We start from the raw sequence: 24,680 nt of genomic DNA, 5'->3' as shown, positions 1-24,680 counted from the left end.
GCGGTCAGAGCCGCAGGGCATCGAGTCCGGCCAGTGCCCCGTCCGGCCCGACGGAGGCGATGCCGTGCACGCGCGCCCAGGAGGTCAGCTCCTCCGTGATGGCGCGCGCGATCCCCGACCACCGGGCGTAGGGCACGACATAGACGTCGGTGACCTCGGCAGCGGCGCCGATCAGGCGGAGTCCACCGCACCCGACGGGCTGTCCCGACGCCAGCTCGTACGCGATGAGGAACACCGCAATGTCCGAGCCGTCGTCGGGCGCGACAGGGACGGGGTGCACGTGCCCGCTCCCGGACTCAGCACGGAGCGCTTCCCGCAGCCCCCTACCCACGGGGTTGGTCCAGGGGACCTGTCGAACCCTCAGCGTCTGCACGGCAGCCTCCTGTGAACGGGGTGTTCTCCCTCACGCTACGGAACGGCGGTTTCAACCGCGTTTCCGGCCGCGAACATCCCTGTGCCGGGAATCCCACGGCCACGCGGCCCGTCCCGATATGACGACGAGGCCCACCGACGGGACGTCGAGCATCCGCGCGTGGGCGTCCGGCAACGACCTCTGTCAGTCCGGGGCCCGGGGTCCCCCCGCCGTTCGGGCTGAGCGCAGCGCCGAAGGACCCGTCAGCTCCGGCGCACCGCCGCGAGGAGTTGGGACTCCGCCTGGTCCAGATAGGCGCGCATGCCCTCCGCTGCCTCGTCCGCCCGGTCCGCCCGCAGCAGTGCTGCGATGTCCCCGTTGGCCTCCACATAGGGCGCGTGGAACGCAGGATCGTCACCCATGCCGTGGAACACCAGGCGCATCTCGGCCAGTACCTCGGACATGATGGCGTCGAACCGCGCACTGCCCGCCCGCGCCACCACCGCCTTGTGGAACTCCTGGTTGGCACCGGCCATGGCGGCGACGTCGCCTGCGTCCCGCGCTGAGCGAGCCCGGGCGATGACGGCGTCGAGCTCGGCCGTCGCCACCCTTGAGCCGGCACCGCCCCAGCGCAGCGCCGCTGGCTCCAGGTACCGGCGGACGCGATAGATCTCCGCGATGTCCTCGGCCGTGGGGCGGGCGACGAAGACCCCCCGGTTGGGGACCCGCGTGACGATGTTCTCCGCGGCGAGGATGCCGAAGGCCTCCCGCAACGTGTTCCGCGAGACCCCGAGCGCGGACCCGAGCGCCTCCTCGAGGAGCTTCGTCCCGGGCGGCAGGTCACCCTCGGCGATGCGGGTCCTCAGCGCACCCGCGACCCACTGCCCCGTATGGGCGTGGCGCGCTCCGCTGGAGAGCCGGCGCATGGCCGCCAGGGCGTCGTCGAACGTCATGATCCCACCCTAACCGGGCCCGCCCGCCCGGTATCCGGTCCGATCAGGGGTCTGCGACGAGGAATCGCACGGTGGAGCCGGGCGGCAGCTGGGCCGCACGGTCCAGGTCGGCGGAGACCACGACGGCGATGACAGGGTACCCGCCGGTCACCGGATGGTCGGCGAGGAACAGCACCGGGAGGCCCGACGGCGGCACCTGGAGGGCGCCGCCCACCGTGCCCTCGCTCGGCAGCTCCCCCTCCCGGGTGCGTTGCAGGGCGGGCCCGTCGAGGCGGAGCCCGATCCGGTTCGACTGGGCGCTGACCGTCCAGTCGGAGGAGCAGAGGCGCTCGAGACCCTCGGCACCGAACCAGTCGTCCCGGGGGCCCGTCCGGATGCGGAGGACCTCCGGCGAGGCGGCGCGCCGGAGGGATTCGGGCTCGCCGACCGGGGACGCGGGCGCCTGCAGTGCCACGGTGAGCGGCGTGCCCGTGACGAGCGGTCGGGGCCCCAGCCCGGACATCGAATCGGTGGAGCGACTGCCGAGGACCTCCCCCGCAGCGAACCCGCCGCGCACTGCCGTGTAGCACCGGAGGCCCGTCGCCGGGGCCGACTGCCGCAGCACCTCGCCGGCGCGCAGGAGGAACGGCGCGCAGACGAGCGGTTCCCGCTCGCGGCCGTCGGGCATCGCGATGGTCAGGCCGACGTCGGCACCCGTCACGGCGAGCACCTGGTCCGTCCCGGCCTCCAGGGCGAGCCCGCCGTTGAGGCTCTCGATGACCGCTGAACCCGCTGCGTTGCCCACGAGTCGGTTGGCCTGGCGGGCAGCGGACCGGTCCAGCGCGCCCGCCTCCGCGACCCCGAGGGACATGAGCCCGGGCCGGCCGAGATCCTGCAGCGTGCTGGAGAGGCCGGGGTGCACCACCATGAGGTGCGGCGGCTCCATCGCGGGCGCCGCACCGCGTTCTGCCGGGCGTACGGGCGCTTCCCCGCCGGTGGCCTCGACCCCGGGTGCGCCGCGTTCGGCCGGCTCCGCGGGTCCGGCCGCTTCCTCCGGCGCGCCGACCTGGACGCGGTGCCGTACCGGGACGAACCGGACGCGGTTCCCGGGTCGGATGAGCGCCGGCTGCTCGCGGTGCGTGTCCCACAGGACGGCGTCGGTGTGCCCGATCAGCTGCCATCCGCCGGGCGACTCCCGCGGATACACCGCCGAGAAGGCTCCAGCGAGGGCCACGGACCCGGCGGGTACGGCGGTGCGGGGTGAGTCGCGCCGTGGCACCTCGAGGCGGGGATCACCGCCAGTGAGGTAGGCGAAGCCCGGCGCGAACCCGCCGAAGGAGGCGGTCCAGGGACGGGAGGAATGGGCGGTGACGACGGCGTCCTCGCTGAGACCTGTCCGCCGCGCCACCTCCGCGAGGTCCTCGCCGTCGTACTGCACCTCGATGGTGACGAGCGTGTCCTCGACCTCCACGGGAAGCGTCGGATCGGTGCTGCGCAGGCGCTCCGCGAGCGCCTCGAGGTGCACCGCGTCGCGCACGGTCACGAGCACGGTGCAGGCCGCCGCGACGACGTCCACCTGTCCGTCGGCCGGCCTGGCCTGCAGCTGGGACTGGATGCTGAGCACCTCTGGCAGGCCCGGCAGTTCGACGAGCAGTCCGCGGTCCCCGACGGCTCGGAGTGTCATCCCGGTCCTACCCGCCGGGCCGGGCCGCTCAGGCGAAGGCACCGATCCCCACACCCGCGGCGGTGAGGGCCCGGCGAACCGCCGCAGCCATGGCGACGGCGCCGGGTGTGTCCCCGTGGACGCAGATGCTCTCGGCCTCGATGCGGATCCGCGAGCCGTCGACGGCCAGCACCTCGCCCTCCGTCGCCATCCGCAGGACGTGCTCGACGACGTCGGTCTCGCTGTGCAGCACGGCGCCGGGTTCACGCCGGGAGACCAGGGCGCCGTCGGGCGTGTAGGCCCGGTCCGCGAATGCCTCGACCACCGTGCGCAGGCCTGCGCTGCGGGCCTCCGACTCGATGACGGTGTTCGGCAGCACGAGCACCGGAAGGGTTGCGTCGACCTCCCGGACGGCCTGGACCACCGCCCGGGCCTGCCGCTCGTGCACCGCGATCGTGTTGTACAGGGCACCGTGCGGCTTGACGTACCGCACCGTGGTTCCGGCGGCCCGGGCGAGCGCCTGGAGCGCACCGATCTGGTAGACGACGTCGTTCGTCAGTTCGGCGGGCTCGACGTCGATGAAACGACGGCCGAAGCCCGCGAGATCGCGATATGCGGGGTGGGCGCCGACACTGACGCCGGCGGCAGCCGCGGCGGCGCAGGTGGCCCGGATGCCGGTGGGGTCCCCCGCGTGGAAGCCGCAGGCGACGTTCACGCTCGATACGGACTCGATGATCCGCGCGTCGTCACCGAACGTCCAGGCGCCGAAGGACTCGCCGACGTCGCTGTTCAGGTCGATCGTCATGTGTGACCTCCATCTCAGTGTTCCTCCCAGCATGCATCAGCCACGTGAATTGTTCAACAATCCACGTGTTCCCGTCCGCTACTGATAGGTCACCAGCCAGGGCCGGGGAGCGACGAGCGAGTAGGTCTGCTCGGGGGTCAGCATCGGCCGGTCCTCGTCGTAGAAGTTCTTCCAGGACGGCCACACCCCTGCGGGCATGGCGTCCTGCAGGACCGCCCAGGTCTCCAGCTTCTCCCCCGGTGTCCCGTGCCCGTCCGCGTGCAGGGTGACGGCGAGCTCGCTGCGTGAGGTGTCCAGCGTGTCGCGGTCGCTGATCATGTCCAGCCTGAACTGGTGCACCATGAACAGTTTCTGTGGGAGGGCCCTGTCCCGCGTCAGGTCCGCCAGCCACCGGGACGAGGCATTGATCTCGCCGGCACCGACGGTCCCGATCTGCTCGAGCGGCCGCTGACCCGGCGCGAGCCGCCACTCGGGATCGAGGGCCAGCCCGACGGTCGGGCGCGCCAGCAGCTCCTCGTACCGCGTCACCTGGGAGAGGAAATCGGTGCGGCCCGACTGGAAGTCGAGCACCACGTACACTCCCGCCTTCTCCGCGGCATCCACCCAGGGCAGCAGGACCTCGACCGGTGTCTCACCGGAGTAGTCACCGTCGGGCCCGGGCTCGCCACTGGCCACCGTGGCGATCAGGTCCAGCGCGGGGATCACCGGCTCGTCGCTGAACGGCTGGTACTGCGCGGCGAGCTGCTTCACGCGGTCCATCGTCGCGTCGATGCCCTGTTCCCCGAGTGCCCCCAGGTAGGGACCGCTCGGATGCCCGTACAGGGCCACCATGCGCCGGCCGGGGAACACGGTCTGCCCACCGCCGGGGAGTTCCACGCCCGTGGCCGCGACCTCGACGTGGGCTGCGAAGTCCGCTGCGCCACCGAAGTCGGCGCCGATTCCGTAGACGGGCCCGTCCGCGTGCGCGTGCACGGCCGAGACGCCCGCCGGCGTCGACCTCGGGTCTCCGTCTGCGAGGATCGCCACGTCCGCCTGTGCCGCCCGCGCCGTGGCGACAGCTGCGGCGGGCGAGGCCTCGGTGACCAGGACGAGGGCGTCCGTACGTCCCTCCGGAGCCGTGATCGGCGGCAGTGCGTCCGTGGTCGCGATCCCCTCGAGTCCGGCTCCGCCCTCCGGTGCGGTCGACGGGGCCGGCGTACTACCGCTCACGGGGTCCGGTTGCCCGTCGACGGTCACGAGCGTGAGCCGGGCCGGATCGAGGGAACCGATGGCGGCCACCAGATCCGCTGCCGGCACCGTCTCCTCGGAAGCCCGGAGACCCAAACCGGAAGAGAACCCGTGCGCCGACACCGGACCGGTGAGGAGCTCCCGGTCCGCGCCGAGGCCCGCCCAGTCGGCCGTGGGATCACCGTAGGCGATGATCGTCCCGACGCCGAGGCGGTCCAGCTCCTCGATCACGGGCCCGGGTACCGGCACCTGCGGATCGACGGTCAGGAGGGGCACGCCGAGGCCCACAGCGGCGGTCGCCGCCACGCCGAGCGCAGGTGCCGTCGCGTCGCCGGCGGCCGCGACCACCACCGCGACGGGGGACCGCTCGAAGAGGGAGCGGCTCGTCGCGAGGGACGCGTCGGCAGGCGGTCCGGCCAGCACCTCCCTGACGTCCGCGCCGCGATCCGCGAGGACCACGGCCGACTCCGGCTGGGCGGACCATGCCGAGGTTTCCGCGGCGGACGGGGGCCGTGACGCGGTGCAGCCTGTCAGGGCGAGCAGCAACCCGACGATCAGGGCGGTACTCCCCCGGATGGATCGACGACGGATGGGTATCGCCTTCTTCCTCGATCGATGATGTGCATCGAGCCTACCGACCGCGCGCAGCGGGACCCGCATCGCGATTTCAGCCCCGCGGCAGAAGGCGACGCATATCCTGTCTGGACGGGGGATCGCACGGTCACGGCTCCGAACGGAAACCTGTCAGCTTGTGCGACCCGTCGCAGTAGGGTTTCAGCACCGAAGCACCACACCGGCAGAGGGCGACCGTCCGGCGCGTGCGGGGCAACTCCTTGCCGTCCGCTCCCACCAGTCCGCCCCCCCCGATCAGGAGCGGCCCGTCGGGGCAGGCGACAACGGAGACCGGTGACGCGGCGCCGGAGTTCAGTGAGCGTTCGGGCCCCTCGGCCTCGCCCCGCCCATCGGGTCCGGGAACCACCTCCGGACTCACGAGGTCATCGCTTCCGAGCGGCGCAGCGAGGAGCGGCCACCCTCCCAGGCGTCCATGATGTACCTCGTCATCAGTGTGTCGATGGCCAGCCCCGCAGCCGCGCCGAACAGCACGTCCGGCAGGAGGCGGGGGTCTTCCTCGACCAGGCCGCCTGCCATGTCCCGGCCCGCGATCTGCTCGTGGACGGCGTCGGCCGCGACGTGCTCGTCGACGTATTCCGTGGCGTTCTCCTCGGACGGGACGCCCGCCTTCCGGGTCCGTCGCTTCCACCGGACAGGAGGACGCGCGCAGGAAAGCTCCTACCAGGACATGACGACGCCGGGCCGGTGTCCCCCGAGGGGGACCGCCGACCCGGCGTCGTCGTGCCGGCATCCTGCCGGCGAGGCACAGCGGCCCGGAGACCGATCAGGCCCGGCGCGGGGTGGTGGTGCGGGCGCGGCGGCCGAGCGCCAGGGCGAGGCCGATCATGCCGACCGCGAGGAGGAGGTGCAGCCAGTTGTCCGCCGAGTTCAGCGGGACGAAGTTCGCGGCCGACTCCTGTCCGATGACCAGTCCGTAGATCCACAGGATCGCGTAGATGATCCCGCCACCGAGCAGGTACGACCGCGCACCGGAGACCGTCCTGGCCATGGCGAGGCCTGCCACACCGAACAGCAGGTGCACGATGTTGTGGAGGATCGAGACCTGGAAGATCCCGAGGAGCATGGCCTCCGACTGGTGGCCGGCGAACATCATGGTGTCGTAGTCCGACGTGATGCCGGGGATGAACCCCAGGATGCCGACGAGCAGGAAGACGACGCCTACCGCCTGCGCGGCACGCTGCAGGGTGGTCCGCCCACCCTCCACCGTGCGGTTGTTCGTGTTTGTCATGAGAATCTCCTTCTGGTCGATGAACTCGGTGGGCGGGCCCAGCGCCTACTCGCGGTTCAGTTTGTCCTGCACTGTTCCCGCCATCTTCTCGACGGTGTTCGGGATCTCGGTGGTCCCGTAGAACCGGGAGTCCGGGTGGGTGGCCGGCGGCATGGGAGCACTGGTCGTCGGGCCTTCGTGGTAGGTGAACTCGCCCTTGCCATCGGGTGAGGGACCGGACGCCCAACTGCCCTCCGAGGCCGACTTGCCGTCCGAGAAGTTGAGGTACTGGTAGGACACCTCGCGCGCTTCCTTCTTGAGGGGGAAGTTGCTCGGCACGGGAAGCTCCTCCAGCTTGGCTTCCTGCAGCTCACGCGCGGCTGCGGTCCACTGGTTCTGGTGCATGGTGTCGCGGGCCAGCAGGAAGGACAGCATGTCCCGGATCCCGTGATCGTCGGTCATGTGGTAGAGCCGGGCGACCTGGAGGCGGCCCTGCATCTCGGCGTTGGCGTTGGCCGTGAAATCTGCCAGCAGATTACCGCTCGCCGTGACATAGCTGCCCTGCCAGGGGTTCCCCATGCTGTCGACGGGTCGTGCGCCCGCGCCCGCAACGATCGCGTGCTGCAGGTCGGTCCCCCCGATCACTGCGGCGATGGCCGGATCGGCCTGGACAGCGTCCTCCGTGATGCCGAGCGGAGCCTTCTCGAGCAGTTGCGCGATCATGGTCGCGAGCATCTCGACGTGACCCATCTCCTCTGCACCGATCCCGAAGAGCAGGTCCCGGTACTTGCCGGGGATGTGTGCGTTCCAGGCCTGGAAGCTGTACTGGAGGGCCACGGTGATCTCGCCGTACTGGCCGCCGAGCACCTCCTGCAGCTTCCGGGCGTAGATGGCGTCCGGCTTGTCGGGCGTCGACTTGTACTGAAGTTCTTGCTTGTGGAAGAACACGGGTGAATACCTCCCCACCTCGGGGCCTCCCCAGGGGTTCCGCTCCTTCTGGAAGCGGCCGGAGGAGGTCCTCTTGATTCGACGCTAACGGCGACCATAAGATTTTCGGAAGATGCTAAGGCTACTTATTTTGGGGTTGCGGGAAGTGGCGAAAGGGCTTGCAATCACAAACGTAAGCATGCTTAGCTTCAGTGATACGTCCAGCACGAGATGCCGGGCCAGCACATCGAGAACACGGTGGAGCGTCCGCTTCGAACGGCAAGATCAACGTTAGGAATGACCATGACTACGCAGAATTGGCCGCAGGATCCCCTGGTTCCCTCCACGACCGGCAACGAGTCGTCCACCGCCGACCTGGGCACGCACCAGCTCGGCACCGACGGCCACACCGACAGCAAGGCCTCCACCGCCAAGGACCAGGCCAAGCAGGTCGGCCAGGACGGCAAGGAAGCAGCGAAGAATGTCGCCGGCACGGCGACGTCCGAGGCGAAGAACGTCGCCGGGACCGCCGCGTCCGAGGCCAAGAGCGTCGCTGCGGAGGCCGGCACCCAGGCCAAGAACCTCCTCGGCACCGTGACCTCCGAGGTCAAGAGCCAGGCAGGCTCGCAGCAGCAGAAAATCACCGAAGGGATCCGCGGAATCTCCGACGAGCTGAAGTCGATGGCCGACAAGTCGGACAACCACATGGTGTCCAACCTCGTCCAGCAGGCCTCGCAGCGAACGGACTCCGTCGCCGGCTGGCTCGAAGGCCGCGATGCATCCGAGCTCCTCGAGGACGTCAAGAGCTTCGCGCGTCGGAACCCGGGAACGTTCCTGGCCATCGCCGCAGGCACCGGCCTCGTCGTCGGGCGCCTGACCCGGGGCCTGACCGGCAACCCGGGCTCCGCCGACAGCAGCACCTCCGGGCCGCAGGGCTCCGCACCCACGGGCACCAGCGGCACCACGACCGCCGGGTACACCGGGTACACCGGGTACACCGGGTACACCGAGGCGGACTCCGACCTCTACAGCGGTACGCCCGCCACGGGTGGCTTCGACGAGGCGACCCACGGGCAGCACGTCGCCGGATCCAATCCCGCCTTCGTCGACCCCACCGACGACTACCCCACCATCCCGCCGGGCACCCCCCCGGTCGGCACCCGCGCGAATGACGGGGGCCTGCGCTGATGAGTGAGGCATACACGGGCGGCGCCCACCAGGCTGCCGCACCCCTGCCGACGGAGGCCGAGCAGCGCTCGGCCAACGCGTCCGTCGGCGAGCTCCTCGGGGAGGTGACGAAGGACCTCTCCAAGCTCATGCGCCAGGAAGTGGCCCTGGCGAAGGCCGAGGCCACAGAGTCGGCCAAGAACGCAGGGAAGGGAGCCGGCATGTTCGCCGGCGCCGCCCTCGGCGGACACTTCGTTCTCCTCTTCCTCTCCATCGCCCTGATGTGGGGCCTCGGGGCCCTCATGCCCCTGGGGTGGGCCGCCCTGATCGTGGCCGTCCTCTGGGGCATCCTCGCCGCAGTCCTCGCCGTCATGGGCAAGAAGGAAATGAAGCAGGTCAAGGGCCTCCCGCAAACAGCGGAGACCGTCAAAGAGATTCCGCAGACACTGAAACCAGGTGAGCAGACACGATGAGCCAGACACCAGATGAGATCCGCGCCGACATCGAACGCACGCGTCAGGAGCTCGGCACCGACGTCGACGCCGTGGCCGACAAGGTGAATCCCGCGAATATCGCGCACCGCCAGACCGAGAAGGTCAAGCACAGTTTCAGCAATGTGAAGGAGACCGTCATGGGCAAGGCCGAGGACGTCAAGGATTCAGTGCTCGGCAAGGCCGATGACGTGAAGGGCGCGGTCGCCGACAAGGCCGGACACGCCAAGGACCGGGCAGGGGATGGCATGGGTCATGCGCAGTCCACCACCGGTACCGCGAAGGACAAGCTGCACAGCGCGGGCCAGGCCGCCCAGGGCGCCCCGCACCAGCTGAGCAACAAGGCCGCCGGTAACCCGCTCGCCGCCGGGCTGATCGCCTTCGGCGCGGGCCTCCTCGTCGCGAGCCTCATTCCTGCCAGCGAGAAGGAGCAGCACGCCGCCTCGCAGCTCAAGGAGCAGGCTGCCCCCCTCAAGGAGAAGGTCACGGACGCCGCCAAGCAGGTCGCCTCCGAGGTCAGGGAACCTGCCCAGGACGCCATGCAGTCCGTGAAGGAGTCTGCGGCGGACTCCGTGCAGACCGTGAAGGACGAGGGACAGCACGCCGTCGGCGAGGTCAAGGGCGAGGGCCAGCAGGCTGCCAGTGACGTCAAGGGCAGCGCGCAGGACGCGAAGTCGAACGTCCAGCAGCACTGATCGGACCCTGAACAGTGAAGGAGGCCACCGGACACATCCGGCGGCCTCCTTCGTGTCCGCCCCCTTCGTCACCCCTATCGTCGAACGACGACCGGTGATCGGCCTGCTGATCGGTCCCGTGGTCCACACAGGAACCGACTCAACCCAACAGGTCCACGGCGGTGGCGAGGTCCACGATCGGCTGGCGGTATTCGTCGGACAGGATTTCCAGCATGGCTTCCGCATACCGCTCATTCGTACTGCCGATCGCGTCGATCACGTACGTGACCCGGAAGTCGGCGGCGAAGGCGTCAGCCCCCGTGTGCGCCACGCAGTTGTGCGTCGAGACGCCCGCGAGCACGAGGTCCTGCACTCCGAGGAGGCGTAGGCGCCCTGCGAGGTCGGTGCCGAAGAAAGCACTGTCGCGGGTCTTGGTGACCGATTCCAGCCCCTCCACGTGCAGCCCCGTCACCGGCTCGGCCTGCGCCGTCCCGCGGAAGATGAAGCCCTGCTCATCATCGAGCATCGACAGCGTCCAGGTCGAGCGGTCCGTCTCGTGCTCCGTGCGCGCCACGAGGACGATCGAACCGCCTCGGGCGGCGGCGGCGATGAGCTCGTTGCAGGCGGTCACCAGGGAGGAGCGCGAGCGCTGGAGGACCTCGTCCTCGAAGAAGGCGTTCTGCATGTCGATGATCAGCAGTGCCGCGCGACCTGGCATGGCGTCCACCGCTCGTTCACCGGGCGGCATCCGGCTCCTTCCGCTGGTCACGGGGAGCGGGCGGGACAGAGGCTGTCGCATCAGCCAAGGGCTCCTCGGGCAGGAGGGACGGGCTCCGGGCCGCGGCTAGGTCGGGGAGCGGATAGCCCGCGAGGTAGGCCACCCCCGCCGGCGGCGCGACCGGGAGCGTCGGCTGCTCCGCGAGGCGGCGCACGTCCACCTCGGAGAGGCCGGCGGCTTCCGCGAGCTCGTGGTGGGTCAGGCCGGTGGCGAGGGCCTGACGGATCGCGTCGCCGCAGACGAGGGCCAGGGCGTCCCGTGTGAATTCGGCGTTCTCGAGATCTGCCGCGGCGATCATGACGTCGTGGATGGCAGCGGGGCGTGCAGCGTGCATGGGAACCCTTCCGGGGCTCGAAGACCCTGGCGTGCAGCAGGCGACCGGTCGGGAACCCGTCGGGCGACGCCGGAGACGATCCCCCACCGCTTGCGTGGAATCGTCTCCGGCGACACGGACGCCTGCGGGCGCCGGGTCGGAGGATGTCAGGCCGGTGGCTGGACCTACGGCCATCATACGGACAGGGAGCAGCTCGAGGCGGGATTGCCCGAACCTCGGGCGCTCAGCCCGTCGAGGCATTTCGGGAAAAACGCTAAGCAGGCTTCCCATCAGGTACTAAGTGTGCTTACTCTAGGGGTCGGTGGTTAGCCGTGGACTCCGGTCAAGGCGAAGCCGAATCCCGAACCAGTGAGATGACTCAGAAGGAGAAGGACATGATTACTCAGGACCACATCGATACCCTGCTCGGCAACGGCGGCAACGTCCTCGGATCCGATGGGGAGAAGATCGGCTCGATCGGTCAGGTCTACCTCGACGACCAGACCGGCGAGCCCAGCTGGGTCACGGCGAAGACGGGCCTCTTCGGGACGTCGGAGTCCTTCGTCCCCCTTCAGGGTGCGGATGTCGAGGGCCACGACGTGCGCGTTCCCTACTCCAAGCACCAGGTGAAGGACGCCCCCCGCGTGGAGTCCGACGGCAACCTCAGCCCCGAGGAGGAGGACCGCCTGTACCGCCACTATGAGATCGGCGGCGGAACGGGCGGCTACACCGATACGCCCAACGCCACGGGTACGACGAGCGGAACGACGGGCACCACGGGTCACAGTGACCGCGATGTCGATATCGACACCACCTCGGGCCGCACGTCGGGCCTCACCGATACGGACACCTCACACGACAGCGGCTTCGGTACGTCGGACCGCGACGCGGGCAACACGCACGGCACGGTCGGCCACGACACCTCGGGCCCCACGACCGATGATGCGATGACGCGCTCCGAGGAGCAGCTGCACGTCGGCACCGAGCAGCGCGAAGCCGGCCGCGCTCGCCTGCGCAAGTACGTGGTGACCGAGAATGTCACGCAGACCGTTCCGGTCAGCCACGAGGAGGTCCGGGTGGAGCGCGAGCCCATCACGGACGCCAACCGTGGCGACGCCTACGACGGCCCCGCCATCAGCGAGGAGGAGCACGAAGTGACCCTCCACGCCGAGCGTCCCGTCGTGGAGAAGGAAGCCGTTCCCGTGGAGCGCGTGCGCCTCGACAAGGAGACGGTCACGTCCAACGAGACGGTCAGCGGCGAGGTCCGCAAGGAAGAGATCGAGGTCGACGGCGCGGACGACACCCGTCGCGGCGACAACCGATAAACAGCATCACCGACTGAGCAGAGGGCCCGGGGCCGTGCCCCGGGCCCTCTGCTCGTTCTGGTTGACCAGCCGTAGCGCCCCAGGGGCGTCGGGTGATTTCTGCCCGCTGTGCAGAACTGATGCTAAGCCTGCTGTCTATTTCGGGCGAAGTTGTCTAGAGTAAGTAGTAGGGAACAGCGAATCCACCGCGTAGGACCGAGGGGAAGGACACGCTATCGTGCCGGAGTTGAACGATTGGTCGACCAGCCGCCTGCTAACGACCGCGGCCCGCATCGTCGAGCACTCATGGAACGAGAAGCTCCTGAGCATCGGCATCACCCACGCCGGGTTGACGACCCTCGGCGTCCTCGAGCGCGAAGGGACCCTCACCGGTGTGCGCCTCGCCCAGCTGGTGCACGTGCAGGCCCAGACGGTCGGCCGCACCCTGGACCGCCTCGAGAAGCGGGGACTCGTGACGAGGCTCCGGAACACCGCGGACCGCCGCAGCCAGCGAATCACCATCACCTCCGCCGGCCAGAAGGCCCTCGAGCGTGCCAAGAACATCGAACACGAGCTGATGGCCGAGGACGGCCTGGCATCGCAGGATCTGCGTGATCGCCTGGCGACCGTCATCAACGAACTCGGGCCGAAGAAGGACTAGTAGCCGCCGCCGTCCGCCGCCATGTTGTTGAAGCGCGAATAGTGGCCCTGGAAACCCACGACCAAGGTCTTCGTCGGACCGTTGCGGTGCTTCGCCACGATCACGTCAGCCTCTCCCGCCCGTGCGGACTCCTTGTCGTAGACATCGTCCCTATGCAGGAGGATGACCATGTCCGCGTCCTGCTCGATCGACCCCGACTCACGGAGATCGGAGACCTGGGGCCTCTTGTCCGTCCGCTGCTCCGAGCCACGATTCAGCTGTGACAGAGCGACCACCGGCACGTTGAGCTCCTTGGCCAGCAGCTTCAGTGCCCGTGAGAACTCCGACACCTCCTGCTGGCGGGATTCGACACGCTTGCCGGAGGACATGAGCTGCAGGTAGTCGAGGACCACGAGCTTGAGGTCGTGGCGCTGCTTCAGGCGCCGGCACTTGGCCCGGATCTCCATCAGCGACATGTTCGGGCTGTCGTCTATGAAGAGGGGCGCATCGTTCATGCGTCCCATGGTCGTCGCGATCTTCCCCCACTGCTCGTCCTTGATGGTCCCCTTGCGCAGGTCCTGCAGGCCGATCGTCGCCTCGGCGGAGAGCAGTCGCATGGCGATCTCGTTGCGCCCCATCTCGAGCGAGAAGAAGACCGTGGTCATGTTGTGCTTGATCGCCGCCGACCGAGCCCAATCCAGCGCGAAGGTCGACTTGCCCATGGCCGGCCGTGCGGCCACGACGATCATCTGTCCACCGTGGAGGCCCTGCGTGAGCTCGTCGAGCTCGTAGAAGCCGGTGGGGACGCCCGTCATCCCCTCGCCCTTGTGTCCCGCGGACTCGATCTCGTCGACGGTCCCCTCGATGATGTCCTTCAGCGCGACATAGTCCTCGGCCGTCCGCCGCTCGGCCACGGCGTACACCTCCGCCTGCGCGGCGTTGACGAGGTCGTCCACCTCGCCATCGTTGGAGTAGCCGAGCTGCACGATCTTCGTGCCGGCGTCGACCAGGCGGCGCAGGACCGCCCTCTCGCGCACGATCTCGGCATAGAACCCGGCATTCGCGGCCGTGGGGACGGACTGGATCAGCGTGTGCAGGTAGGCGGGACCACCGATGCGGGAGATCTCACCCCGTTTGGTGAGCTCATCCGACACGGTGACGGCGTCGGCCGGCTCACCGCGTCCGTAGAGGTCGATGATCGCCTCGTAGATGCTCTCGTGGGCCGGGCGGTAGAAGTCGATGCCCCGGAGCACTTCCACGCAGTCCGCGATGGCGTCCTTCGACAGCATCATGCCGCCGAGGACGGACTGCTCGGCGACGAGGTCCTGGGGCGGCGTGCGGGAGAATTCCGGTGACCGTGTGTCCGATGATGAATCTGCATGTGCCAGGGACACTGAAGGGCCTTTCTCCTACTGTCGAAGCGGCCGACGTCACGACGTCGACCGGACACCCGGGCCGGGTCCGACAGGACATACCTATCACCCGACACCCTCACTAGTGGGAATCTCCCGCTACCGTAGCCGTCGCCTCGCAAGGCACAAAGCGCTCCACCAACAGGGGGTGTGGGTAAGTGTGAATAACCTGTGGATTACACGGCGTGTCTTGTGCACAGGATGGGGAGAACCCTGTGGACAAAGAACGGGATTCCGGCTTGAGAGCCCTTTGACCTGCGGAAACGTTGTCCCCGCCCTGTGTACGAAAAGAATTTTCTGCCCGCATTCATCCACAGGGCCGCTGTTGACAACATCACCGGAAGTAGTTCGCTAGGCCCCCTAGCGGTCCTTGCACGCCGTCCCGTGCCGCATTGCCGAAGCGTGATGCGCGCCGCGCCGACCCGCACGTGGGAGTATGCCGATCGAGGCATAGTGGAGGGCGCAGTGTGCCGGAGGGATCACGAGGGGAGTACGTTCGACAGCGCGAGGATCCGGCCGCGGCGGTCGGCATGCAGCTTCCGGGGATGGCCCGATGGCGCCGACGAGGACCCACTCCCGCCGATGGCGGAGCGTTGCTGACGAACCGGGGCGACGAGCACCCGGCAGAATCCTTGCCGACCTCGCACCCCTCGCTGCACCCGCCCTTAAGCACGGGAAGCCCCCGCCGACGGCGGAGGCTTCCCGGACGAACAGGACGACTAGCTTGCGACGACGTCCAGGTCGATGACTGCTGCGACGTCCTCGTGGAGACGGACGTTGGCCTGGTAGGACCCGACCGACTTGATGTGGGCGGGCAGTTCGACCTTGCGCTTGTCGATCTTGCCGAGACCAGCGGCCTCGACGGCCTTGGCGACGTCGTCCGCCTTGACCGTGCCGAACAGGCGGCCGGAGCCACCCGCCTTGACGGTCAGGGTGACGGGCTTCGCCGACAGCGCGGCGGCCTGGCGCTGGGCGTCCTCGAGCGATGCGTGCTCGCGGGCGGAGCGGGCAGCCTTGATGGACTCGACCTGCTTCTCGCCACCCTTGCTCCACATCAAGGCGAAACCGCGGGGCAGAAGGTAGTTACGTGCGTAACCGTTCTTCACCTCGACGACATCGCCTGCTGCACCGAGACCGGTGACTTCCTGGGTGAGAATGAGCTTCGACATGATGTGTCCCTTTCCTAGCCGCGGCCGGCGCCGGAGTACGGCAGGAGGGCGACTTCGCGGGCGTTCTTGATGGCCTGAGCGATCTTGCGCTGCTCCTGCACCGTGACACCGGTGACGCGACGGGCACGGATCTTTCCGCGATCGGAAATGAACTTACGCAGCAGGGCTACGTCCTTGTAGTCGATGACGGTGACGTCAGCGGCCTTCAGGGGGTTGGACTTTGGTTTGGGCTTACGGAGTTCAGCCTTAGCCATCGTGGTGCTCCTTTTTCTGATGGAGCCCGCAGAACGATTCTGCGGGATGGGAGGTGCGAGTCACGGATCGTGACTTCGGCAGGGACCCGGGACCGGATCCCTGCCTGGAGAGCCTAGAAGGGCGGCTCGGAGTCGGCGCCGTTGCCCCAACCCTGGGAGTTGTTGCCGCCGGCGGGTGCGCCCCACGGATCATCCGCGGGCTGCTGGGCCTGCTGGCCGCCGCCCCAGCCCGAGCCCGCTTGCGGGTTCGACCCGGAGTTGCCCCCGCCTGAGTTGCCGCCGAAACCACCGCCGCCACCGTTCCCGCCGCCTGAGCGCTGGGTCCGGGAGACTTTCGCGGAGGCATAGCGCAGGGATGGACCGATCTCGTCCACCTCGAGCTCCATGACGGTGCGCTTCTCGCCCTCTTTGGTGTCGTACGAACGTGACTTGAGTCGGCCCTGGGCGACCACGCGGGTGCCCTTGGTCAGGGTCTCGGCGACGTTCTCCGCAGCCTCGCGCCAGACCGACGCGCGGAGGAACAGCGTTTCGCCGTCCTTCCAGTCGTTGGACTGGCGGTCGAACGTACGCGGAGTGGACGCGATGGTGAAGTTGGCAACCGCCGAACCCGACGGCGTGAACCGCAGCTCGGGGTCGTTCGTGAGGTTGCCGATCACCGTGATGACTGTCTCGCCTGCCATGGTGCCTCCTTGAGTCACTACCCGCCGGAGCGGGATGGATGGGTGAGGAATACGCCGAAACTACTCGGCGGAGACCTTCTGCTCCTCGGGACGGATGATCTTGGTACGCATGATCGTCTCGTTGAGGCTCAGCTGGCGGTCGAGTTCGGCAGCCACGGCCGGAGTCGCGGTGAAGTTGACGACGGCGTAGATGCCCTCGGTCTTCTTCTGGATCTCGTAGGCGAGGCGCCGACGTCCCCAGATGTCCACCTTGTCCACAGTGCCGCCGCCGTTGCGGACGACATTGAGGAACTTCTCGAGTGTCGGGTCGATGGAGCGTTCCTCGACGTCGGGGTCGATGATGACCATCAATTCATATGCACGCATGTGTGAACCCACCTCCTCTGGGCTGAACGGTCGCGGTCTTTCCGCAACAGGAGGTTCTTTAGCGTTGGTCCGGCCGCCGTCGACGATATGTACCGCCGCCTGGCTGTGGCACAGACGGATCAATAATACCGGACGAATGCAGAGCGACGAACTCCTGTGGACAACCGCTAGCGTCCGCCACGGAAGAAGGCGGTGGTCGCCGTCGCGAGGTGGCCGGGGTCAGCCACGCCGCACAGTTCGCGCGCCGAATGCATGGACAGCAGCGGGGTCCCGACGTCGACCGTCCTGATGCCGAGCCTCGTCGCCGTCAGGGGACCGATCGTCGAGCCGCACGGCATGACGTTGTTCGAGACGAACTCCTGGTACGGCACGCCGCTGTCCCGGCACAGGGCGGCCCAGAACGCGGCTCCGGGAGCGTCGGTGGTGTAGCGCTGGTTCGCGTTGATCTTGAGCAGCGGGCCGCCGTTCAGGACTGGCAGGTTGGCGGGATCATGCCGTTCGGCGTAGTTCGGGTGCACGGCGTGGCCGGCATCCGCGGACACGCAGAACGACGACGCCAGCGCGCGCAGCCGTTCCTCCGCGCCGGCACCCAGGCCCAGCGAGATGCGCAGGAGCATGTCCTCGAGGAAGGGACCACTGGCGCCTGAGCGGGAACCGCTGCCCACCTCCTCGTGGTCGAACGCGGCGAGCACCGCGATGGGACCGTCCGCCAGGGGGCGCCCGGCCGCATCGATGATGGCGGTGAGTCCGGCGTGCACGGAGGACAGGTTGTCGAGCCGTCCGGACGCGAAGAACTCGTCCTGGGCGCCGAACACACGGGGCTCCTGCGTATCCGCGGCGACGACGTCGAACCCGCCGACGTCCCGCGGGTCGACCTCGGCCCGGGCGGCGAGCAGGCCCAGCAGATCGGCGTCCGCGGGGTCGCCGAGCCCCCAGACCGGGTTCATGTGGCGCTGCTTGTCGAGCGCCAGACCATCATTGACGGCGCGGTCCAGGTGGATCGCGAGTTGCGGGAAGCGCAGCAGCGGCCCCGTCGCCACCAGGTGCTCGGTGCCGTCATGCAGGGTCAGCCGGCCTGCGAGCGCCAGCTCCCGGTCGAGCCAGGAGTTCAGGAGCGGACCGCCGTACACCTCGACGCCGGCCTGCAGCCACCCGTACTTCCCCGTGGTGGGCTTCGGCTTCAGCTTGAACGACGGCGAATCGGTGTGCGCTCCGAGGATGTGGAAGCCCGTCGTGGGTCCCGCCGTCGTCGGGACCGTCCAGGCGATGAGCGCTCCGTCACGGAGGACGAAGTAGCTGCCCGCCCCGCCCTCCCAGGCGTCCTGCTCCTCGAGGCGCCGGAATCCTGCCGCCGCGAGCCGCCTGCCGGCCTCGAAGACCGCGTGGAAGCTCGACGGCGAAGCGGACACGTAGGCGCCGAGATCGGAGATGTGTGCGGGTGCAGGGCTCATCCCCCGATTCAACCAGATGCCGTGGAGGCGCGCGCTTCAGCCTGCCTTGACCTGGTGTTCGGTTTTGCGACCGGCTTCGGTTTTCCTTCGCCCGAGGTTCGCCCTGACCACACGGCACACTTCAGCCTGCTCGATCAGAGTTTCCACCAGAGGAACCGGGACCCACTGGGGGGACCGGAGACACCCACACCCGACACACTCAAGGAAAAAGGTCTCACCATGGCACGCACCGCTCGCTCCGCCCGCATCAGCATGAAGTCCACGTCCGGCAAGGTCCTCGCCTCCGTCGCACTGCTCGGCGTGGCAGCGTCGGTGGCCGGCCTCGGTACCTATGGTTCCTTCACCTCGACGACCTCCGCGAGCGAGACCGTCACCGCCGGCACCGTCGACGTCCAGCTCGGAGCAGCGGGCACCGCCGCGAACCGCCTGACCGTCGCCGCCACCGGCGTCGTCCCTGGGGACACCATCCAGCGCGCCGCGACCCTCACCAACGCCGGCAACCAGAACTTCGGCGGAGTCACGCTCAGCACCACGGCGGTGGGCACCGCGACCAAGCTCACCACCGACGCCGTCAACGGCCTCCAGGTGGCCGTCGACGCCTGCAGCGTCCCCTGGACCGAGGCCGGTACCGCCCCCGCCTACACGTACACCTGCGCCGGTACCGTCACCTCCGTCCTGGCGACCCGCCAGATCATCGGCACCGACGTCGTCCTCTCGAACCTGCAGTCGATCGTCAGCACCAAGGCCGACAACCTGCGCGTCACGGCCACCCTGCCCACCGCTGCGGACAACACGTTCCAGGGCCTCACGAGCACCGTCAACTTCGCCTTCACCGCCACCCAGCGCGCGGCAACCAGCCGCTGACCCTTCGTCCCGGCGCCCTGGTCCCCACGCCAGGACGCCGGGATCCCCGTACTCCCGCCGAGCGGCCCGCGGCCGCTCGGCGGATCACGCACCGACGGACGCCGACGCGGCACATCACCCATGACGCAGAGGAAGGACCACCATGAGCACCACCCGGACCGCCGTGCGCCGGATCCGCCTGCTCGTGCAGCTGGTCGTCGCCGTCGTCATCCTCACCTGGGTACCCACGATCGCGCAGGCTGCCTTCTCGGACGCGGCACGCGCCGACCTGAGTGTGGGCACCTACGCGATCCCGGCCCCCGCCGGCGTCACCGGAACCTTCAGCTGCACCTCGACGAAGCTCTCCATGACGGTCACCCTCACCGACTTCGGTGCCGTGGACCGCGCCACGGGCTACACCGTCACCCTGACCGCCCCGACCGGCCAGGTCACCACCAATGCGGTGCCGGCGAGCCCGCGGTCCACGACCATCACCCGCACGTCCACGACCGTGGGCACCTACACGTTGCGCGTCCGCGCGAACGTCGGCACCTGGACCGGTCAGAACCTCGAGCGCGTCCTCACCTGCCCCTGATCCGAGCGGTGGAGGTCAGGCCGGTCCGGGCACCACGATCCCGTTCTCGTAGGCGTACACCACGGCCTGCACGCGGTCCCGCAGATCGAGCTTCGTGAGGATCCTCCGCACGTGCGTCTTGATGGTGGCCTCCGAGAGGAAGAACCGGCCCGCGAGTTCCGCGTTGGAGAGCCCTTCCGCGATCGCCTCCAGCACTTCACGCTCGCGTGGCGTCAGTTCGGTCAGGCGCCGGTCCGGCGTCCTCGTGGGGTGTGCGGGCGGCAGGGACCGCACATAGGTCTCGAGGAGGCGCTGCGTGACGCGGGGGGCGACGACGGCGTCACCGCTCGCGACCACCCGCACGGCGTGCACGAGTTCCTCCGGCGCCACGTCCTTCAGCAGGAACGCCGAAGCACCGGCCTGCAGGCCGGCGAACGCGTACTCGTCGAGGTCGAACGTCGTCAGGATGATGATGCGCGCGCCCGAGCCCGAGGCCGTGATCTGCCGGGTCGCCTCGATGCCGTCCCCGAGGGGCATCCGCACATCCATCAGCACGACATCGGGGGTGAGTTCCGTGGTCATCCGGACGGCCTCACCACCCGTGGAGGCCTCACCCACGATCTCGAGATCCGGCTCCCCCTCGAGGATGAGCCTGAAGCCCATGCGCAGGAGTGGCTGGTCGTCAGCGAGCAGAACCCTGATGGGCGTGCCCTCCGTACTGTGCTGCGTCGTCATCCTTCTCTTTCCCCCGTTGATGCCCCGGACCGCCGTCGGCGTCGGGAACCGTCAGTTGCACCTCGACGACCCAGCCGCCCGAGGATCTCGCACCGACGTCGACCGATCCGCCGTAGATGGCTGCCCGCTCACGCATGCCCGCGATGCCCTGGCCGGAGCCGAGCGACACTGCGGGGTCCATCGCGCCCCGGCCGTCGTCGGCGACCCGCAGTGACACCAGGTGGCCCGTCCGGGCGATCGAGATGTCCACCAGCGTAACGCCCTTGCCGTACCGCAGGACGTTGGTCAGGGATTCCTGCAGGATCCGGTAGACCGTGAGCTGGAAGGCAGGGTCGTCCGGCAGTCTCGGACCGCTCGCGGTCACCCGCAGCGGCAGCCCGGCCGCCCGGAAGCCGTCGAGCAGGTGGGCGAGCGAACTCGACGCCGGCAGCGGCTGCAGGGATTCGCTCGCGGCTTCGGCCCGGAGGACCCCGAGGACGCGGCGCATGTCGGCGATGGCCGTCCGGCCCGTGCCGGACAGCTCCTTGAGCACGGCCGTGGCACGGTCCGGATCCCGTTTCATGACGACGGCTGCTCCGTCGGAGAGCGCCACCATGACGGTCAGGGAGTGGGCGACGACGTCGTGCATCTCCCGCGCGATCCTGTTCCGCTCCCCCGCCGAGGCGAGCTCCGCGTTGCGGGCAGCCCATTCGCGCAGCTCGCTCTCGTGCTCGCGGTCACGTCGGACGGTGACGCCGACCCCGACGGCAATCCCGAGGAAGATCACCACGAAACCGCTGATGACCCAGACCGCGCCCGGCGCTTCGGCGAACGCCTCGGCGGGGATGAGGAAGAGCGAGCCGACCGAGAGGATCGTCGCCGAGACCGCGGCGACGAGGGTGGTACGGAGCGGGTGGGCGACAGCGACGGTGTAGAGCGCGAACATCGCGGCGATACCGCTGCTGCCCTCACCCATGGTCAGGATGCCGATGGGGACGTCGAGCACGGAGACGAAGGCGAGGACGACCAGGGGTCGGTCCCGCCGGAAGGCGAGCGCCGTCGCGGCGAGGACCAGCCCGGGCATCCCGAGCCATGACGCCTGGTCGACGATCAGGAAGAGCGCACTGGGCAGGGTGATCGCCACGAACACCAGGACCACGACGGCGTCCATGGCCCGCGGATGCCTGCGGAAGAACCGCCGGACGGGACCCAGCCGGCGGGCATTGAGCTCGGTGAAGGAGACCGCGGCCGTTCGTTCCGCGGTCTCCCTCACCGAGGGGCTAGTGCTCATGACCGGGCGTCATGAGGTGGGACGGTCATCGTCCTAGATGTCCCGCTTCTTGGTCACCAGGAGGGACGCCGCCAGGAGGACGAGCGCCCAGCCGCCGAGGACCAGGGAGCCCTGCCACTGGTTCAGATCGCCGTCCTGGATGGTCGTGGCGACCATCTGCTCGCCACCCGAGCTGGGGAGGAACCGTGCCGCGTCAGCCACCCACTCGGTCCCGCCACCGAAGATGGCGACGAGGATGGGCAGGACGAGCAGCACGCCGATCGACGTGACCACACCGCCCGCGGTGTTGCGGATCAGTGTGCCGACGGACATGGCGAAGACCGATACGAGCGCGAGGACAGACCCTGTGTTGATGATGTGCAGCAGCGCACCGTCGGCGTCGAGGCTGAAGCCGAGTTCTGCGGTGTCCAGGATGGGCTGCGCGACGACGTACCCGATCAGGGCGGAACCTGCACCCACCAGGAACGAGACCGCAGCCATGATCAGCTGCTTGGCGAGCAGGGCGGACGTGCGGTTGGGCACGGCCACCATGGTGGACCGGATCATGCCGGTCCCCCATTCGGAGGCGATCAGCACGACCGCCAACGATGCCATGAGCAGCTGACCGAAGATCAGTCCCGACCCGGGGATGTCACGGGAGATCTCCGCGGCATCCGGCGCCCCCTGCGCCTGCATCTGCGCAGCCATGTCGGGGTTGCTCTGGGCGTCGAACAGGAAGGTCGTCTGCCAGGCGAGGAGTGCTGCGATGCCCACCATGACGACGATCGTCGTCACGATCAGGATCACCGTCGAGGGCACCGTGGTGACCTTGATCCACTCGGACTTGAGGACACGGCCGAAGGTGACGCCGGGGAGCTGTTCCTGGCGCGGCCGCTGCCGGGCGGGAGCCTGTGGGGTCGATGTTGCCATGATCAGCGGCCTTCCATGTGCGCGGGGACCTGCTGCATGTCCGGCGTCGCCGGCGTGAGGGGCAGGTCGTGTGACTGGTATTCGACCTCGGTCTGGGTCAGTTGCATGTACGCGTCCTCGAGGGACACCTGCAGGGGCGTCAGTTCGTAGACGAGGACGCGTTCCCGGAGCGCGACCTCCGCGATGCGGCGGGGCTCGACGCCGGTGATCTCGACCAGCTCCGGTTCGAGGACCTGCGAGGTCACTCCTTCGCCGGCGAGGCTGCCGAGGAGGTCCTGCGGGCGATCGACCCGGACACGGACCCGGGCCTTGCCCTGCCCGTCGATGATCGACTGGATCGGGGCGTCCGCGATGATGCGGCCCCGCCCGATCACGATCAGGTGGTCCGCTGTCAGCGCCATCTCCGACATCAGGTGCGAGGAGAGGAAGACCGTGCGGCCCTCCGACGCCAGGCCGTTCGCCAGGTGGCGGACCCACTGCACGCCCTCGGGGTCGAGGCCGTTGACGGGCTCGTCGAGGATCACCGTGTGCGGATCGCCGAGGAGCGCAGCCGCGATACCGAGGCGCTGCCCCATGCCCAGGGAGAACCCGCCCACACGCTTCTTGGCGACGGATCCGAGCCCGGTGAGCTCGATGACCTCCCTGACCCTGCTGTCGGGGATGCCATGGGTGGCCGCCATCGCCCGGAGGTGGTTGTACGCGGAACGCTTGGTGTGGACGGCTTTCGCGTCGAGGAGGGCGCCGACCTCGCGCAGCGGCGCCCTGTGCTGGGCATAGGGCCGGCCGTTCACCGTCACCCGGCCACCGCTGGGGTTGTCCAGGCCCATGATCATGCGCATGGTGGTGGACTTGCCGGCACCGTTGGGGCCGAGGAAGCCCGTGACCTTTCCCGGATGCACGGTGAAGGAGACGGAATCCACGGCAGCCTTCGCTCCGTACCGCTTCGACAGGGCCTGTGCCTCGATCATGGTTCTTCCTTCGACTGGTGACGACACGGGAGCCGCAGACGCGGGCCCGGTACAACCAACAGTAGGCCTGGGGCCGGTGACGAATCACCGGCCCCAGGGATGATCACCGAGGAGTGCGCCGTACCCCTTTCGGACGACGGCGACGTGTCAGCGCGAGCTGATCGAGGCGAACTTCCGGATGCACAGGGGGACGAAGATCACGAGCATCAGGACGATCCCGACCATGACCGTGACCACGGCGTTCTGCATGGGCCACGCATCCGGCACCGGCACCGTCCCCGTGTTCCCGAACAGCTCGCGCACCGCCTGGACGAGCGCGGAGACGGGATTCCAGTTGGCGAAGGCTTCCAGGGGACCGGGCAGGGTGGAGGACAGGACGAACGCGTTCGAGATGAAGGTCAGCGGGAACAGGATCATGAAGGACGCGTTGTTGATGACCTCCGGCGATTTCACCGACATGCCGAGCAGCGCCATCACCCAGCTGAAGGCATAGGAGAACAGGAGGAGGAGCCCGATCCCGGCCAGTGCACTGCTCAGCGAGGTGTTCACCCGCCAGCCGACCAGCAGGCCCGTGCCCATCATGATGATCACCGAGAGCGCGTTGAGCACGAGGTCGCTGTTCGTGCGGCCGATCAGCACCGCCGACGAGCTCATCGGCAGCGTGCGGAAACGGTCGATGATGCCGTCCTTGAGGTCCTGCGCCATCGCCGATCCGGAGAACGTGGAGCCGAAGATCACCGTCTGCGCGAAGATGCCGGCCATGAGGTACTGCGTGTAGTCGCTGCCCTCCACCTCGATGGACCCGCCGTAGATCTGGCTGAACAGCAGCACGAACATGATGGGCTGCAGGATCGCGAAGACCAGCATGTCCGGGGACCGCTTGAGCTTGGTGAGATTGCGCTTCGTGACCGTCCAGCCGTCGGAGAACCACATGGC

General features: G+C 68.7%; 28 protein-coding genes and 1 pseudogene. 7 read left to right on the top strand and 22 right to left on the bottom strand.

The window, feature by feature from the left end:
- Positions 1-4 precede the first annotated feature (4 nt).
- From ASF21_RS02615 to ASF21_RS02585, 9 genes and pseudogenes are all read right to left on the bottom strand, one after another.
- Positions 5-280 carry a GNAT family N-acetyltransferase gene (locus ASF21_RS02615; protein ID WP_055766381.1) on the bottom strand — a complete coding sequence of 92 codons (276 nt, stop codon included), beginning with the start codon at positions 278-280 and terminating at the stop codon, positions 5-7.
- A 335-nt stretch (positions 281-615) separates the two neighbouring features.
- Positions 616-1,305 carry a GntR family transcriptional regulator gene (locus tag ASF21_RS02610; protein WP_055766378.1) on the bottom strand — a complete coding sequence of 230 codons (690 nt, stop codon included), beginning with the start codon at positions 1,303-1,305 and terminating at the stop codon, positions 616-618.
- Positions 1,306-1,348: 43 nt separating this feature from the next.
- Complete coding sequence (locus tag ASF21_RS02605) at positions 1,349-2,968, bottom strand: 5-oxoprolinase/urea amidolyase family protein (protein WP_055766376.1); 1,620 nt, start codon at positions 2,966-2,968, stop codon at positions 1,349-1,351.
- Between the two features lie 28 nt (positions 2,969-2,996).
- Positions 2,997-3,752, bottom strand: a complete 756-nt coding sequence (locus tag ASF21_RS02600; protein WP_055766373.1) for a LamB/YcsF family protein — start codon at positions 3,750-3,752, stop codon at positions 2,997-2,999.
- A gap of 78 nt (positions 3,753-3,830) precedes the next feature.
- Positions 3,831-5,438, bottom strand: coding sequence for a hypothetical protein (locus ASF21_RS02595; RefSeq protein ID WP_055766371.1), 1,608 nt, complete (start codon positions 5,436-5,438; stop codon positions 3,831-3,833).
- 262 nt (positions 5,439-5,700) lie between these two features.
- Complete coding sequence (locus ASF21_RS16285; RefSeq protein WP_321166877.1) at positions 5,701-5,958, bottom strand: CDGSH iron-sulfur domain-containing protein; 258 nt, start codon at positions 5,956-5,958, stop codon at positions 5,701-5,703.
- An 8-nt stretch (positions 5,959-5,966) separates the two neighbouring features.
- A pseudogene (locus ASF21_RS16280) lies at positions 5,967-6,206 on the bottom strand (iron-containing redox enzyme family protein); the annotation flags it as partial.
- A gap of 169 nt (positions 6,207-6,375) precedes the next feature.
- A complete protein-coding gene (locus ASF21_RS02590; RefSeq protein WP_055766368.1) occupies positions 6,376-6,840 on the bottom strand; it encodes a DUF4383 domain-containing protein in 465 nt (154 codons plus the stop codon).
- A 45-nt stretch (positions 6,841-6,885) separates the two neighbouring features.
- A complete protein-coding gene (locus ASF21_RS02585) occupies positions 6,886-7,767 on the bottom strand; it encodes a manganese catalase family protein (protein WP_055766365.1) in 882 nt (293 codons plus the stop codon).
- Positions 7,768-8,049: 282 nt separating this feature from the next.
- Between ASF21_RS02585 and ASF21_RS02580 the strand changes: the two genes are divergently transcribed.
- Genes ASF21_RS02580 through ASF21_RS02570 form a run of 3 tightly spaced genes read left to right on the top strand, consistent with a single transcriptional unit; the run spans position 8,050 to position 10,099 of the window.
- On the top strand, positions 8,050-8,934 hold the full coding sequence (locus ASF21_RS02580; RefSeq protein WP_055766362.1) for a hypothetical protein: 885 nt from the start codon (positions 8,050-8,052) through the stop codon (positions 8,932-8,934).
- Positions 8,934-9,386 (top strand): phage holin family protein, encoded by a 453-nt coding sequence (locus tag ASF21_RS02575; protein WP_055766359.1) that lies wholly within the window; start codon positions 8,934-8,936, stop codon positions 9,384-9,386. Before ASF21_RS02580 ends, ASF21_RS02575 begins: the two co-directional genes overlap by 1 nt.
- The gene (locus ASF21_RS02570; RefSeq protein WP_055766357.1) at positions 9,383-10,099 is read left to right on the top strand and encodes a DUF3618 domain-containing protein; all 717 of its coding nucleotides are present in this window, start codon (positions 9,383-9,385) and stop codon (positions 10,097-10,099) included. Before ASF21_RS02575 ends, ASF21_RS02570 begins: the two co-directional genes overlap by 4 nt.
- Before the next feature lie 139 nt (positions 10,100-10,238).
- Here ASF21_RS02570 and ASF21_RS02565 read toward each other — a convergent pair whose 3' ends face one another.
- On the bottom strand, positions 10,239-10,826 hold the full coding sequence (locus ASF21_RS02565; protein WP_235498630.1) for a cysteine hydrolase family protein: 588 nt from the start codon (positions 10,824-10,826) through the stop codon (positions 10,239-10,241).
- A complete protein-coding gene (locus tag ASF21_RS02560) occupies positions 10,813-11,190 on the bottom strand; it encodes a hypothetical protein (protein ID WP_055766354.1) in 378 nt (125 codons plus the stop codon). The genes ASF21_RS02565 and ASF21_RS02560 overlap by 14 nt, the downstream gene beginning before the upstream one ends.
- Positions 11,191-11,564: 374 nt before the next feature.
- Between ASF21_RS02560 and ASF21_RS02555 the strand changes: the two genes are divergently transcribed.
- Together ASF21_RS02555 and ASF21_RS02550 are read left to right on the top strand one after the other, a co-directional pair.
- Positions 11,565-12,494, top strand: coding sequence for a DUF2382 domain-containing protein (locus ASF21_RS02555; RefSeq protein WP_055766351.1), 930 nt, complete (start codon positions 11,565-11,567; stop codon positions 12,492-12,494).
- Positions 12,495-12,711: 217 nt separating this feature from the next.
- The gene (locus ASF21_RS02550; RefSeq protein WP_152813471.1) at positions 12,712-13,134 is read left to right on the top strand and encodes a MarR family winged helix-turn-helix transcriptional regulator; all 423 of its coding nucleotides are present in this window, start codon (positions 12,712-12,714) and stop codon (positions 13,132-13,134) included.
- On the opposite strand, the gene dnaB is transcribed toward ASF21_RS02550, so the two are convergent.
- The 6 genes from dnaB to ASF21_RS02520 form a co-directional block, all read right to left on the bottom strand.
- Positions 13,131-14,507, bottom strand: a complete 1,377-nt coding sequence (dnaB, locus tag ASF21_RS02545; protein ID WP_055766349.1) for a replicative DNA helicase — start codon at positions 14,505-14,507, stop codon at positions 13,131-13,133. The two genes, ASF21_RS02550 and dnaB, sit on opposite strands and share 4 nt — an antisense overlap.
- Positions 14,508-15,244: 737 nt before the next feature.
- Positions 15,245-15,694 (bottom strand): 50S ribosomal protein L9, encoded by a 450-nt coding sequence (gene rplI, locus ASF21_RS02540; protein WP_043442543.1) that lies wholly within the window; start codon positions 15,692-15,694, stop codon positions 15,245-15,247.
- A 14-nt stretch (positions 15,695-15,708) separates the two neighbouring features.
- Positions 15,709-15,948 (bottom strand): 30S ribosomal protein S18, encoded by a 240-nt coding sequence (gene rpsR / locus ASF21_RS02535; RefSeq protein ID WP_005273147.1) that lies wholly within the window; start codon positions 15,946-15,948, stop codon positions 15,709-15,711.
- A 113-nt stretch (positions 15,949-16,061) separates the two neighbouring features.
- Complete coding sequence (locus ASF21_RS02530) at positions 16,062-16,628, bottom strand: single-stranded DNA-binding protein (protein ID WP_055766346.1); 567 nt, start codon at positions 16,626-16,628, stop codon at positions 16,062-16,064.
- A gap of 60 nt (positions 16,629-16,688) precedes the next feature.
- Positions 16,689-16,994, bottom strand: coding sequence for a 30S ribosomal protein S6 (gene rpsF, locus ASF21_RS02525; protein ID WP_055766343.1), 306 nt, complete (start codon positions 16,992-16,994; stop codon positions 16,689-16,691).
- A gap of 167 nt (positions 16,995-17,161) precedes the next feature.
- Positions 17,162-18,445 (bottom strand): M18 family aminopeptidase, encoded by a 1,284-nt coding sequence (locus tag ASF21_RS02520; protein ID WP_055766340.1) that lies wholly within the window; start codon positions 18,443-18,445, stop codon positions 17,162-17,164.
- A gap of 219 nt (positions 18,446-18,664) precedes the next feature.
- Between ASF21_RS02520 and ASF21_RS02515 the strand changes: the two genes are divergently transcribed.
- Together ASF21_RS02515 and ASF21_RS02510 are read left to right on the top strand one after the other, a co-directional pair.
- Positions 18,665-19,309 carry a TasA family protein gene (locus tag ASF21_RS02515; protein ID WP_055766337.1) on the top strand — a complete coding sequence of 215 codons (645 nt, stop codon included), beginning with the start codon at positions 18,665-18,667 and terminating at the stop codon, positions 19,307-19,309.
- A gap of 142 nt (positions 19,310-19,451) precedes the next feature.
- Positions 19,452-19,883: a hypothetical protein gene (locus ASF21_RS02510; protein WP_055766333.1), complete on the top strand. Its 432-nt coding sequence runs from the start codon at positions 19,452-19,454 to the stop codon at positions 19,881-19,883.
- 15 nt (positions 19,884-19,898) lie between these two features.
- On the opposite strand, the gene ASF21_RS02505 is transcribed toward ASF21_RS02510, so the two are convergent.
- From ASF21_RS02505 to ASF21_RS02485, 5 genes are all read right to left on the bottom strand, one after another.
- A complete protein-coding gene (locus ASF21_RS02505; RefSeq protein ID WP_055766330.1) occupies positions 19,899-20,597 on the bottom strand; it encodes a response regulator in 699 nt (232 codons plus the stop codon).
- Positions 20,545-21,867, bottom strand: a complete 1,323-nt coding sequence (locus ASF21_RS02500; RefSeq protein WP_082471175.1) for a sensor histidine kinase — start codon at positions 21,865-21,867, stop codon at positions 20,545-20,547. The genes ASF21_RS02505 and ASF21_RS02500 overlap by 53 nt, the downstream gene beginning before the upstream one ends.
- Before the next feature lie 33 nt (positions 21,868-21,900).
- Positions 21,901-22,776: an ABC transporter permease subunit gene (locus ASF21_RS02495; RefSeq protein ID WP_055766327.1), complete on the bottom strand. Its 876-nt coding sequence runs from the start codon at positions 22,774-22,776 to the stop codon at positions 21,901-21,903.
- Positions 22,777-22,778: 2 nt separating this feature from the next.
- Positions 22,779-23,744 carry an ABC transporter ATP-binding protein gene (locus tag ASF21_RS02490; RefSeq protein WP_055766323.1) on the bottom strand — a complete coding sequence of 322 codons (966 nt, stop codon included), beginning with the start codon at positions 23,742-23,744 and terminating at the stop codon, positions 22,779-22,781.
- Positions 23,745-23,891: 147 nt separating this feature from the next.
- Positions 23,892-24,677: an ABC transporter permease gene (locus ASF21_RS02485; RefSeq protein WP_055768982.1), complete on the bottom strand. Its 786-nt coding sequence runs from the start codon at positions 24,675-24,677 to the stop codon at positions 23,892-23,894.
- Between the last annotated feature and the right edge of the window lie 3 nt (positions 24,678-24,680).

The sequence above is a fragment of the Arthrobacter sp. Leaf234 genome (assembly GCF_001422665.1).
Lineage (GTDB): Bacteria > Actinomycetota > Actinomycetes > Actinomycetales > Micrococcaceae > Arthrobacter_D.
The sequence above is the reverse complement of the archived record's forward strand: the minus strand, read 5'-3'. Positions and strand labels throughout refer to the sequence as shown.

Coding starts and splice junctions, on each gene's coding strand:
- ASF21_RS02610 (WP_055766378.1), bottom strand. CDS start 1,305: ATGACGTTCGACGACGCCCTGGCGGCCATGCGCCGGCTCTCCAGCGGA.
- ASF21_RS02605 (WP_055766376.1), bottom strand. CDS start 2,968: ATGACACTCCGAGCCGTCGGGGACCGCGGACTGCTCGTCGAACTGCCG.
- ASF21_RS02600 (WP_055766373.1), bottom strand. CDS start 3,752: ATGACGATCGACCTGAACAGCGACGTCGGCGAGTCCTTCGGCGCCTGG.
- ASF21_RS02590 (WP_055766368.1), bottom strand. CDS start 6,840: ATGACAAACACGAACAACCGCACGGTGGAGGGTGGGCGGACCACCCTG.
- ASF21_RS02580 (WP_055766362.1), top strand. CDS start 8,050: ATGACTACGCAGAATTGGCCGCAGGATCCCCTGGTTCCCTCCACGACC.
- ASF21_RS02575 (WP_055766359.1), top strand. CDS start 8,934: ATGAGTGAGGCATACACGGGCGGCGCCCACCAGGCTGCCGCACCCCTG.
- ASF21_RS02570 (WP_055766357.1), top strand. CDS start 9,383: ATGAGCCAGACACCAGATGAGATCCGCGCCGACATCGAACGCACGCGT.
- ASF21_RS02565 (WP_235498630.1), bottom strand. CDS start 10,826: ATGCCGCCCGGTGAACGAGCGGTGGACGCCATGCCAGGTCGCGCGGCA.
- ASF21_RS02560 (WP_055766354.1), bottom strand. CDS start 11,190: ATGCACGCTGCACGCCCCGCTGCCATCCACGACGTCATGATCGCCGCG.
- ASF21_RS02555 (WP_055766351.1), top strand. CDS start 11,565: ATGATTACTCAGGACCACATCGATACCCTGCTCGGCAACGGCGGCAAC.
- rplI (WP_043442543.1), bottom strand. CDS start 15,694: ATGTCGAAGCTCATTCTCACCCAGGAAGTCACCGGTCTCGGTGCAGCA.
- rpsR (WP_005273147.1), bottom strand. CDS start 15,948: ATGGCTAAGGCTGAACTCCGTAAGCCCAAACCAAAGTCCAACCCCCTG.
- ASF21_RS02530 (WP_055766346.1), bottom strand. CDS start 16,628: ATGGCAGGCGAGACAGTCATCACGGTGATCGGCAACCTCACGAACGAC.
- rpsF (WP_055766343.1), bottom strand. CDS start 16,994: ATGCGTGCATATGAATTGATGGTCATCATCGACCCCGACGTCGAGGAA.
- ASF21_RS02520 (WP_055766340.1), bottom strand. CDS start 18,445: ATGAGCCCTGCACCCGCACACATCTCCGATCTCGGCGCCTACGTGTCC.
- ASF21_RS02515 (WP_055766337.1), top strand. CDS start 18,665: ATGGCACGCACCGCTCGCTCCGCCCGCATCAGCATGAAGTCCACGTCC.
- ASF21_RS02510 (WP_055766333.1), top strand. CDS start 19,452: ATGAGCACCACCCGGACCGCCGTGCGCCGGATCCGCCTGCTCGTGCAG.
- ASF21_RS02505 (WP_055766330.1), bottom strand. CDS start 20,597: ATGACGACGCAGCACAGTACGGAGGGCACGCCCATCAGGGTTCTGCTC.
- ASF21_RS02500 (WP_082471175.1), bottom strand. CDS start 21,867: ATGAGCACTAGCCCCTCGGTGAGGGAGACCGCGGAACGAACGGCCGCG.
- ASF21_RS02495 (WP_055766327.1), bottom strand. CDS start 22,776: ATGGCAACATCGACCCCACAGGCTCCCGCCCGGCAGCGGCCGCGCCAG.
- ASF21_RS02490 (WP_055766323.1), bottom strand. CDS start 23,744: ATGATCGAGGCACAGGCCCTGTCGAAGCGGTACGGAGCGAAGGCTGCC.
- ASF21_RS02485 (WP_055768982.1), bottom strand. CDS start 24,677: ATGTGGTTCTCCGACGGCTGGACGGTCACGAAGCGCAATCTCACCAAG.